This is a genomic window from Actinacidiphila sp. bgisy167 (assembly GCF_965342175.1).
Lineage (GTDB): Bacteria > Actinomycetota > Actinomycetes > Streptomycetales > Streptomycetaceae > Actinacidiphila.
This window is the reverse complement of sequence record NZ_CBDRBL010000132.1, coordinates 1-10,137: the sequence shown is the minus strand read 5'-3', so window position 1 is coordinate 10,137 and position 10,137 is coordinate 1. Positions and strand designations below refer to the sequence as shown.

9 protein-coding genes and 1 pseudogene are annotated in these 10,137 nt (G+C 70.9%); 5 read left to right on the top strand and 5 right to left on the bottom strand.

Features of this window, described 5'->3' with window-relative positions:
- Positions 1 to 70 precede the first annotated feature (70 nt).
- The 5 genes and pseudogenes from ACRWND_RS29465 to ACRWND_RS29445 all read right to left on the bottom strand — a co-directional run.
- Positions 71 to 430: pseudogene (locus ACRWND_RS29465) on the bottom strand (nucleotidyltransferase family protein); the annotation flags it as partial.
- A 17-nt stretch (positions 431 to 447) separates the two neighbouring features.
- The gene (locus tag ACRWND_RS29460) at positions 448 to 879 is read right to left on the bottom strand and encodes a nuclear transport factor 2 family protein (protein ID WP_431954802.1); all 432 of its coding nucleotides are present in this window, start codon (positions 877 to 879) and stop codon (positions 448 to 450) included.
- Positions 880 to 903: 24 nt separating this feature from the next.
- Positions 904 to 2,349, bottom strand: a complete 1,446-nt coding sequence (locus tag ACRWND_RS29455) for an ankyrin repeat domain-containing protein (protein WP_431954801.1) — start codon at positions 2,347 to 2,349, stop codon at positions 904 to 906.
- The gene (locus ACRWND_RS29450) at positions 2,346 to 2,867 is read right to left on the bottom strand and encodes a cupin domain-containing protein (protein ID WP_431954799.1); all 522 of its coding nucleotides are present in this window, start codon (positions 2,865 to 2,867) and stop codon (positions 2,346 to 2,348) included. Before ACRWND_RS29450 ends, ACRWND_RS29455 begins: the two co-directional genes overlap by 4 nt.
- Positions 2,864 to 3,184: a putative quinol monooxygenase gene (locus tag ACRWND_RS29445; RefSeq protein WP_431954797.1), complete on the bottom strand. Its 321-nt coding sequence runs from the start codon at positions 3,182 to 3,184 to the stop codon at positions 2,864 to 2,866. Before ACRWND_RS29445 ends, ACRWND_RS29450 begins: the two co-directional genes overlap by 4 nt.
- A 298-nt stretch (positions 3,185 to 3,482) precedes the next feature.
- Between ACRWND_RS29445 and mdlC the strand changes: the two genes are divergently transcribed.
- The 5 genes from mdlC to ACRWND_RS29420 all read left to right on the top strand — a co-directional run bounded on the left by mdlC (position 3,483) and on the right by ACRWND_RS29420 (position 9,673).
- A complete protein-coding gene (gene mdlC / locus ACRWND_RS29440; protein WP_431954795.1) occupies positions 3,483 to 5,138 on the top strand; it encodes a benzoylformate decarboxylase in 1,656 nt (551 codons plus the stop codon).
- A gap of 21 nt (positions 5,139 to 5,159) precedes the next feature.
- Complete coding sequence (locus ACRWND_RS29435; RefSeq protein WP_431954793.1) at positions 5,160 to 5,912, top strand: SDR family NAD(P)-dependent oxidoreductase; 753 nt, start codon at positions 5,160 to 5,162, stop codon at positions 5,910 to 5,912.
- Between the two features lie 210 nt (positions 5,913 to 6,122).
- Positions 6,123 to 7,019, top strand: coding sequence for a LysR family transcriptional regulator (locus ACRWND_RS29430; protein WP_431954791.1), 897 nt, complete (start codon positions 6,123 to 6,125; stop codon positions 7,017 to 7,019).
- A gap of 36 nt (positions 7,020 to 7,055) precedes the next feature.
- Positions 7,056 to 7,934: a TIGR03619 family F420-dependent LLM class oxidoreductase gene (locus ACRWND_RS29425; protein WP_431954789.1), complete on the top strand. Its 879-nt coding sequence runs from the start codon at positions 7,056 to 7,058 to the stop codon at positions 7,932 to 7,934.
- A 263-nt stretch (positions 7,935 to 8,197) separates the two neighbouring features.
- The gene (locus ACRWND_RS29420; protein ID WP_431954787.1) at positions 8,198 to 9,673 is read left to right on the top strand and encodes an MFS transporter; all 1,476 of its coding nucleotides are present in this window, start codon (positions 8,198 to 8,200) and stop codon (positions 9,671 to 9,673) included.
- The last annotated feature ends 464 nt before the right edge of the window (positions 9,674 to 10,137 follow it).

Here is a 10,137-nt window from a genome sequence, read left to right as displayed (position 1 = left end):
CTCAAACCAGCACGGGCACCTGTCGTCAAATCAGTCGCCACACCGCCCTACTACCTGCGGATTCGGGTCAGAAGCGGATCAGCTCACCGAGGTCGAAGTCCGTGAGCGCGTCTCCGGAGATGACCAGGAAGGTGTCGTCCTTCAGGGCGCTCTCGGCGTTCTTGACGCTGCCCGCTGTGCCCAGCGGGCGTTCCTCGTGCGCGTAGGTCAGTTCCATGCCCAGCTCGTCTCCGGTGCCGAAGCGGCTGCGGACGAGTTGGGCGAGGAACTGGACGGTAATCACCGTCTCGTGCAAGCCGTGTTTGCGCAGCAGGCGCAGCACGTGCTCCATGATCGGCCGGTTGGCGACCGGGAGCAGCGGCTTGGGGAGGTTCGCGGTGAGCGGACGCAGGCGGGTTCCCTCGCCCCCTGCCATGACGACGGCCTTCACGGGTCCGTGGCTCCTTGTCAGGACGACAGGTAGGTGGTCTCGGCGAGGCCGAAGGCGGCGCCGGCCAGAATCGGGTCGAAGTACTCGCGGTAGCGGCTGATCAGGCCGGCTTCGGTGAAGGTGAAGGTGCAGATGTAGCTGTTGCGGTAGACGGTCCCGTCCTTCTTGACCAGGTGGCCGTCGAAACGGGCGATGGCGGTGTCCCCGTCGATCCACAGCTCCAGCAGCGGGAAGCTCAGCGACTCGAACATGTCGGGCAGCGACTTCCAGCGTGCGTGGACCGCGTTGCGGCCGGCGATGCGGGGCGGGAACATCTCGGTGCCGTAGGGGTAGAACTGCTCGCCGTCGGGATCCCAGAGGCGGATCCAGGAGTCGATGTCCTTGCGTTCGAGGAACGCGAGGAAGTCGCGGACGGCGGCGGCGATCCGTTCCCTGGGGGGAATACCCATGGTGCTCCTCCTGAGTGTCCGGGATCAGGCGAGGCGGTTGCGGATCGCTTCGGTGACCCGGTGGCCGGTGCCGAAGACCTCGGTGGCGAGGTCCAGGGGGGTCTTGCCGTCGTGGCCGACCAGGTGCAGGTCGGCGCCGGCCTCCAGGACGGCGAGCGAGCACTCCTCGTAGCCGTGCCACAGCGCGTCGTGGAGGGGGGTGTAGCCGTTGGTGGCGCCCTGGAAGTCCAGGTCCACGCCGGGCCAGGAGGCGATGATGCGGGTGGACTCGACGTGGCCGTTGTAGACGGCCTTGTGCAGCGGCACGGCGCCGAAGGTCGGCTCCGTCGCGTTCACGTCGGCACCGGCCTCCAGGAGGATCCGCACGATCTCGATGTGACCGTCGCGGGCGGCGACCAGCAGCGGGGTGTGCGCGTCGTTGAAGCCGTTGACGATCGGGAACCGCTCGTCGACCTCGGCTCCGGCGGCGAGCAGGCGGCGCACCTCGGCGGCGTCCCCGGCGGTGACCGCGGCCATCAGCTTCTGCGACGCGGCCTGCGCGGCGTCGGACGCCTGGCGTTCGCGCAGGTACTTCTCCGCCAGCAGGAGGTCCTCCTTGCCGGACTCGTTGACGTTGAGCTCGTACTCGAAGTGCTGCTGGAGGGAGAAGCCGTAGTGGGTGCTGAGGTTGAGGCCGGCGCCGCGGTCGACCAGGTACTTGGCGATCTCCGGGTACTTGAACCACACCGCGTCCATGACGGGGGTGTGGCCGGTGGTGGGCGCCACCGCGTCGATGAAGGCGCCGGCCTCGACGAGCGCCTGGACGACCGGCAGGCTGCCGCCCTGGCACGCCTTGTGCAGCGCGGTGGCGCCGGCTCCGCTGTCGGCGGCGTAGACGTCGGCGCCGGCGTCCAGCAGGAGGCGGACCATGGGCAGGTCGGCGTGGCCGGCAGCGGTCATGAGCAGGGTCAGGCCGCTGGCGTCGCGGTGGTTGACATCGCCGCCGAAGCGCAGCAGCTCGGCGGCCAGCTCGCGGTCGCCTGCGGCGACGGCTGCGGCGAGGCGCTCCTCGCGGTCCTTGGTGAACGCCGCGATCTCGCCGTTGGGGTCGAAGTACACCTTCCAGGTGGCGATGCGCTCGTCGTCGCCGACGACGAGGACGTGGGCGTCCTCGATCTCGAACAGTTCGCCGGTGCGGGTGTGCCGGGCCTTGGTGTAGATGACGGCGACCGCGGTGTCCCCCTGGGCGCGCAGGTCGCGCAGCTCGTAGTCGAGGACCTCGGTGGTTTCGCCGCGGACGGCGAACGCCTCACGGACGGCATCGAGGCCGCGGTGGCGGCCCAGGTAGGGGACGACGGCGTTCCACTGGTCCTGGGGCAGGGTGAAGTCGATGTCGGGAGAGAGCAGGGACAGGGCGCCGTCGAGGTCGCCCTGCTCCAGGGCGGTGAAGTAGTCCTGGACGACCCGGTGCGTGGTCTGGGAGTCGGTCATGGCGCATCCTCCGGTGAAGTCGAGCCGTGTGCGTCTGGCTGGGCGGGCGGATGAAGGACAAGGCCGTGTCGAGGGGCCAGGTCGCCGATCAGCCGGATCTGCTCGGGGGTCAGCGGGGCGGGGGCTACTCCCGCGCGGGCCGTTTCTCCGATTTCGGTGAAATATTCGTCCATCCCACCGGGCGTGAAAAGGAAGATCAGGCGACCGGGATGGGTTCCGGCATTCCGGAAGCGGTGCCTGACGCCGTGCGGTATGTAAACGAAGTCTCCGGGGCCGGCCTCGAAGGTGCTGTCCCCGGAGAGGAATTCGAACCGCCCGGACAGGATGTAGAAGGCTTCGTCGAGTTCCCGGTGCAGGTGCGGGGGCGGGCCGCTCCCGGGAGGAACGGACGCCTCGGCGAGGGTGAGCCGGCCGCCGGTGGATTCCTTGGTCGCCTTGAACGAGTAGACGGCGTCACCGAACCAGATCGTCCGGCCGCCCTCGGGGCGCAGGTGCAGCACGCCTTCCGCTCCGGTCACCGGCCCTCCCCGGCGCCCACGGGTTCGCAGACCTCCAGCACACGGTGGTCGATGTCGCGCCGCAGGTAGGTCATCCGCTCGGCCATGAAGTCGGCCACGTAGGGCAGCGCGAGGTGTACGTCGAGGTCCTCCTGGCTGCGCCAGACCTCGTAGAACACGAACATGTCCTTGTCCTCGGACGCCTGGTGCACCCGGTAGTCGATGCATCCGGGCTCCCGGCGGGCGCGGTCGGCGAGGGCCAAGAGGGCGTCCTGTAACTCCGCGGATTTCTCCGGACGGGCGCTGGCAAATCCCAGCACCGCTATGGGTATGGTCACCGCTGCTCTCCTCGTCGGATTGGCGTGGCCGGCCGCATTGCCGCCTCGGGCCTGAACCGGCCCATGGCGACGACGCTAAGTACTCCTGGGGCGGCGCGGCTAGGCCGGGCAGAGCAGAAGCCGACAGGTCGTTAAGTTGGGGCTGCAATCCGTGCGGTAGCTGACGAAGTAGCCGTGAATTGTCGTCCTGTTCTTGCGGCGACGGGTCGCGCGAACTGAGCCTGCAATTGACACCGCGGCATACGGGTACGGCTCGGCGCTCCCGGATCGGCCCGACCGTTACGAGGCAGGAGTGACCGTGACACAGGATGGAGCAGGGTCCCGCACCGTGCGGGACGCCACGCTGGACCTCTTGCGCCAGCTGGGCCTGACGACGATCTTCAGCAACCCCAGCCACACCGAGATGAAGCTCTTCGACGAGTGGCCCGACGACTTCAAGTTCATCACCGGCCTGCACGAGTCGAGCGTGGTCGGCATGGCGGACGGCTATGCGCAGGCCACCGGCAAGCCCTCACTGGTGATCATCAACGGCGGTCCGGGCCTCGGCAACGCCATGGGCTCGGTCTACACCGCGGCCAGCGCGCACACCCCGATGGTCATCCTCGGCGGCCAGCAGGCGCGCAAGCTGCTGCTCGGCGAGCCTTTCCTCAACGCCACGGAGGCGCCCTCGCTGCCCCGGCCGTACATCAAGTGGTCGGGTGAGCCGGCTCGCCCGCAGGACATCCCGGCGCTGATCGAGAAGGCCTACCACATCGCGGCGCAGGCCCCGGCCGGCCCGGTGTTCGTCGCTGTGCCGGAAGACGACTGGGTGCGCCCGGCGAGCCCGACGCCGCTGAAGCCGCGCACGGTGCGCAGCGCTGTCGTCCCCGACCCCGCGGTGATCTCCGAGATCGCCGAGGCGCTGAACGGCGCCGAGCGTCCGGCGCTGGTCGCCGGTCCCGGCGTGGAGATCGGCGGGGCGCGCACGGAGCTGGTGCGGCTGGCGGAGCGGCTGAACGCCACGGTGTACGGCAGCCCGGTGTGGCCGCGCGGCAGTTTCCCGGAGACCCACCCGCTGTTCGGCGGAGTGCTGGCCCCGTTGCCGGAGCTGATCAACCAGCGGCTGGCGGAGCACGACGTGGTGGTGGTGCTGGGCAGCCCGACGTTCACGCTGTTCACCACCGCGGACCTGTTCTCCACCGCCCCGGCGCCGCTCGATCAGAGCGACCAGCCGCGGCTGCCGGAGGGCACGAGGGTCATCCACGTCACCGATGACCCGGAGGCGGCCGCGTGGTCGCTGGCGGACAGCGCGGTGGTCTGCCCGCCGGCGCAGGCGGTGCGGGACCTGGTTCCGCTGGCCGTGCAGCGCGAGCGCGCGGCGGCGCCCGTGGTGCAGCGGGCCGAGGTGGCGGTGCCCGAGCCGTCGACGCCTCTGTCGCAGGCCTACCTGTTCCACCAGCTGGCGCAGGTGCTGCCCGAGGACGCACAGGTGTTCGAGGAGCTGCCGATCGCCCGTGCCGACTTCCACGAGCAGCTGCCGCTCGGTCCGCAGAACGGCTACTTCGCCACGGCCAGCGGTGCGCTGGGCTTCCCGTTCGCCGGCGGTGTCGGCTACGCGGTGGCCAGGCCGGACCAGCGGGTCGTGGTGGTCACCGGTGAGGGCTCGGCGCAGTACACGCTGCACGCGCTGTGGACCGCGGCGCGCTACAACCTGCCGGTCACCTTCGTCATCCCGAACAACTCGGGATACCTGTCGCTGAAGTACTACCTGGACGAGGCCGGGCAGAACGCCTGGCAGGAGGGCTGGGACCTGAGCGGCGTCGACATGGCCCAGCTGGCGCGCGGCTTCGGCTGCCCCGCCGAGCGGATCGAGACGCCGGAACAGCTGCAGGCGGCCCTGAAGACGGCGATGTCCACGGACGGGCCCATGCTGCTGGACGTCGTGGTGGCCGACCCCGGCCTGTTCCGTCTGTAGTCCGCGCCGGGAAGGAATGACATGGCACAGTTGCAGGGCAAGACGGCGCTGGTCACCGGCGCCTCCCGGGGGATCGGCCGGGCCATCGGCACCCGGCTGGCGGCCGACGGAGCGCGGGTGGCGGTCCACTACAACGGCAGTGCGGACGCCGCGAACGAGGTGGTGGACGCCATCCGGCGCGACGGAGGGCAGGCGGTCGCGGTGCGGGCGGACCTGTCCGCCGACGACGGCGTCGAGCAGGTGGTGTCCCAGCTGCTGCCGTGGCTCGACGGCGGGCAGCTGGACGTGCTGGTCAACAACGCGGCGCTGTTCGGCGGCACGCTGGAGGAGGCGGACGGGGCCGAGTTCGACCGGCTGTTCGCGGTGAACGTGCGCGCGCCGTTCTTCCTGGTGCAGCGGCTGCTGCCGGTGCTGGGGAAGGGTTCACGGGTCGTCAACATCTCCTCCGGGGTGACCTGGATGGCGATCCCCCAGGTCGTCTACTCGATGACCAAGGGGGCGGTCGACGCCATGACCCGGACCCTGGCCAAGAACCTGGGACCGCAGGGCATCACGGTCAACTCGGTCTCCCCGGGCATCACCGACACGGACATGAACCCCTGGATGGAAGTGGACGCCCAGGCGACGGCGAACGCGATCGCCATGACCGCGCTGGGCCGGATCGGAGCGCCTGCGGACATCGCCGACGCGGTGTCGTTCTTCGCCTCGGACGACGCCCGTTGGATCACCGGCCAGCGCATCGACGTCGCCGGCGGGCTGTTCCTGGGCCCCTGAGCGGCACCCGACCGGCACCCGGGGGCCGTCGCCGCGGACACTGCGGCGACGGCCCTTCGCCGTGCCCGGGGCCTGCCGGGGCCTTCCCGGACCTGCCGGGTGTTCCCGGACCTGACGAAGTAGGCGCATGTTTGCCCGCTGCCGGGCCGCGGCGGCGCACTGGGCCCTAATGCGCTGCCATAGTGGGGAGCCGTCGTGGAGCGGGGAACGATGGATGTCCGGACGCAGACCTTGCGGTACTTCGTGGCCGTGGCCGAAGAGATGAGCTTCAGCGCCGCCGCGGAGCGCCTCGGCGTCTCGCAGCCCGCCGTCAGCCGGCAGATGCGCCTGCTGGAGGAGCAGATCGGCGCGCCCCTGTTCGCGCGCAACACGCGTGACGTGCGGCTGACGGCTGCGGGCGGGGCGCTGCTGGAGCCGGCCCGGCAGACGCTGCTGATGTGGGAGAAGGCCACCCGCCTGGCCCGCGCCGCTTCCGCCCTCACCGACAACCGGCTCCGGGTGGGCTGCCCTTCGCTTGGCATGAACGCGCTGATGGCCGAGGCCGCCGGGGCGTTCAGCCTGCGTTTCGCCCCGGTGCTGGTCCAGCCGCACACCTACCTGGCCGACCAGGGCACTGCGCAGCTGCGGCAGGGAATGGTCGACGCGGCCTTCCTGTGGCTGCCCGCCGACACCACCGGCCTGGCCGTGGAGGTGATCGCCGAGGAGACGCGGATGCTGGGCATCGCCGAGGGACACCCGCTGGCTCACCAGAGCCGGGTGGACCTGGCGGATCTGGGGGCGGACGCGTGGCGGGTGAACGGCGGCGCACTCGCCGCGGCGCCGTGGGAGAGCGATCCGTTGTGCGCCATGCCGGCCGACAACGTCGAGGAACTGCTGGAGAACGTGGCCTCGGGCGGCGGCATGTGCGTGCTGCCGCAGTCGGTGGCCCGGCTGTACCAGCGCCCGGATCTGTGCTGGAAGCCGCTGGCGGACGCACCGCCGCAGCGCATAGGGCTGGCATGGCCCGCCGAGCGCCCGCACTCCTTGGTACGCAACTTCGCTGACCTGGTTCTCCGCCTCGGCTGGTCCCAAGAACCGCTGTCCGACCGTCAGAGCTCTTCCGCCTGAGCACGATGACAACTGTCCTGTTGTTTGGAGCACTTCATGGAACTCGGCGTCTCCGTCGAACCCCCTTTCCCAACCGACGACGGCACCCTGGCCGTGGATACGGCACGCCGGGTCGAGGAACTCGGCTTCCACTACGTACTCATGTCCGGCCATGTACTCGCCAACGCGAACGGCTCGGCCGCCGACCCGCTGGTTCTGCTGGCCGCGGTGGCCGGCGCCACCTCGCGCATCCGGCTGGCCACCAGCGTCCTGGTGACGCCGTACTACAACCCGGTGGTGCTGGCCAACCAGGCGTCAACCCTTGATGTGGTGTCAGGGGGGCGCTTCACGCTGGGAGTCGGCACGGGCTGGAACGAGGACGAGTTCGCCGCGCTGGGCGTGCCCGTCCGGCAGCGCGGCACGCGCACCGACGAGGCGCTGCAGGTGATGCGGGCGCTATGGCAGGGCGGCCCCACCAGCTTCGAGGGCCGGTACACCACGCTGCGGGAGGCGCGGATCGGTGTCGTCCCGCGCACGCCCGGCGGCCCCCGGGTGTGGGTCGGCGGGCACAGCGAACCCGCCCTGAAGCGAGCTCTGCGGCTGGGTGACGGCTGGCACGGGGGCGGGCTGGACCCGCGCGGTGCCGCGGCGCTGCGCGCCCAGTTGCGCCGGCTCGGCGAGGAGACCGGGTACGACGCCGAGCGGCTCGAACTCAGCCTGGTGTGCTTCCTGGTGCCTCCAGGCCTGCCGCAGGGCCGTCCGATGCCGGGCCGGGCGCTGGGCGGCGCCCGGCCCAGTGCGGCGAGCGTGGTCGACGAGCTGGCTGCGCTGGCGGAGGCGGGGATCTCCATGTGCTCGTTGTGGATGCCCGTCGAGGCGTCCGCGACCGGTGACGCGCTCGCGTGGGTGGCCGAGGAAGTGAAGTCGAAGCTGTAGCCGGAACCGTCGACGCATTCTCCGTCGCAGGCCGGGGCGCCATCGGCCGCCAAGGCCTGCGCACGCAGCGACTATAACTGCTCGTCATAAAAGCAGTTATTGGACCCGGCACTCCTTCCTCCGGTTCACTTCCAATGCGCCGGTGTGGATGCCGACACCGCCGCCAACCGGTGCGCACGAAAACGGAGAATGCGCAGGCGCAGCGGCTCCTTCCTCGTCTGCGAACCGGTACGCGTGCTTCCTTTCCAGATGAGGAGTGTTCCTTGGGTACCAATCCCTCACCACGTCCTGCGGACACGACCGCACCGGCTGGGCGGAGCCTCCAGCGGCTCTCCCTCGGCGTGCTCTGCGGGGCACTCGCGCTCGATCTCGGTGGTCTGGCCGTCATGAACGCCGCCCTGCCGCGCATCGGCGAACAGTTCCACCTAAGCGACGCGACGCTGCAGTGGGCGATGACGTCCTACGCCGTCACCTTCGCGGGCTTCCTGCTGTTCGGTGGCCGGCTGGCCGACGTGCTGGGGCGGCGCTTCGTGTTCACCCTTGGCGTGGTGCTGTTCACCGTCGGCGCCCTGGCCGGCGCAGTCGCGCCGAACGTGGCGCTGCTGATCGTCGCCCGGGCCGTGCAGGGCGTCGGCGCGGCCCTGTCCGGCCCGGCTGCGCTGGCACTGCTCACCGAGGTCTTCCCGGAGGGCCCGGCGCGCAACAAGGCGTTCAGTGTCTACGCCGGCGTGGGTGCCGCGAGCATCAGCGGCGGCCTGGTCCTGGGCGGTGTGCTGACCCAGGTGTTCTCATGGCGGGCGGTGCTGGTCTTCCTGGTGCTGTTCGGCGCGGTCGTGCTCGCGGGCATCAAGGCGGCGCTGCCGGCCGGTGAGCGCTCCAGCCAGCCGGTGGACGCCCCCGGTGCCATCACGGTCACCGTCGGCCTGATTCTGGCCGTCTTCGGCGTCAGCCGCGGCGGCCAGTCCGGCTGGGAGGACGCTGGCACCATCGTGTCGCTGGTGGCGGCCGCGATCATGCTGGTGCTGTTCGTCGTCCGCGAGAGCACCACGGCCCAGCCGCTGCTGCCGCTGTCCGTCTTCCGCTCCGCGCCCGTGCGGGCCAGCTCGCTGACCGCATTCCTGTTCTGCACCGCCTCGATCGGCCTGCTGTTCTTCGCTCCCCTGTACCTGCAGGGCATGCTGGGCTTCTCGCCGGTGGAGTCGGGCCTGGCCACGATCGCCAATCCGCTGACGGTGTTCGTGGTGTCGAACTTCTTCACCCCGAAGCTGTTCGGCAAGCTGGGCATGAGGGGTCTGATGACCGCATCCCTGACACTGATCGGCCTCGGCGTGCTCACCTGGGTGCTGACCCCGCTGGACGGCAACTACTGGTACGTGCTGCCGGGCCTGGTGCTGTGCGGCATCGGCCAGGGCTTCGGGTTCCCCGCGATGACGGCCGCCTCGTTGACGGGCATCCCGCAGCACCAGCACGGCGTGGGCGGCGCGGTGAACGTAACCGCGCAGCAGATCGGCTCCAGCGTGGGCGTCGCCGTGCTCGTGGTGGTGGCGTCCGCGTCCGCCAGTGCGGGAACCTCCGGCACGCTGCACGGCTACCACATCGCCTACGTCACTGCCGCCGTCGCCTGCGTGGTGGGCGCGCTCGCGGTGCTCACCGGACGCGGCTGGCCGGAGGCGCTCGGCCAGGCCCCTGCCGAGGAGCCGGCACCGGCGGCCGCGAAGACCATCGGGGCGGCAAACTGAGGGTCTGTCACACCAGCGGATCCGGTCGTCGCTGAGCACATCCGGCGGCGTCGGGATCCGGTGAACGGCCCGTGCTCCCCGGCCGCAGCCGCTGCGGCCGGGGAGCACCAGACCGAGCCGTCCGCCGGTGCGGGCGGGCGCGACGGCTGACAGAGGCATGCGGCAGCGGACCCGAGCCCGTGCCCATCGGCACGCCGCCGGGGCGGCGAACAGCGCATCGGCGCCCCGGCGGCCTCGCCGTGGAGCAGGCCGCACGCCGCGGCCCGCACTGATCGCGCCGGTCGACGGTGCCGGCGCAAGCCCGGCTCCCGAGGCGGTCGGCCCCCGCGAAGTCCACCGCCTCACCCGCCCACGCGCCGTGGCCGCGCGGTACGGCGGGCCCGCCGTCCGCCAGGAGCGGCCGTACAGCTCGCCGTACCCGGCGAACGGCCGTGACCAGTACGTTCCCCCCGCACCCTGACCGA

What these genes read in the sequence shown, in the direction of transcription:
- ACRWND_RS29460 (WP_431954802.1), bottom strand. Translation starts at nt 879, where the DNA reads ATGGGTATTCCCCCCAGGGAACGGATCGCCGCCGCCGTCCGCGACTTC.
- ACRWND_RS29455 (WP_431954801.1), bottom strand. Translation starts at nt 2,349, where the DNA reads ATGACCGACTCCCAGACCACGCACCGGGTCGTCCAGGACTACTTCACC.
- ACRWND_RS29435 (WP_431954793.1), top strand. Translation starts at nt 5,160, where the DNA reads ATGGCACAGTTGCAGGGCAAGACGGCGCTGGTCACCGGCGCCTCCCGG.
- ACRWND_RS29430 (WP_431954791.1), top strand. Translation starts at nt 6,123, where the DNA reads ATGGATGTCCGGACGCAGACCTTGCGGTACTTCGTGGCCGTGGCCGAA.
- ACRWND_RS29425 (WP_431954789.1), top strand. Translation starts at nt 7,056, where the DNA reads ATGGAACTCGGCGTCTCCGTCGAACCCCCTTTCCCAACCGACGACGGC.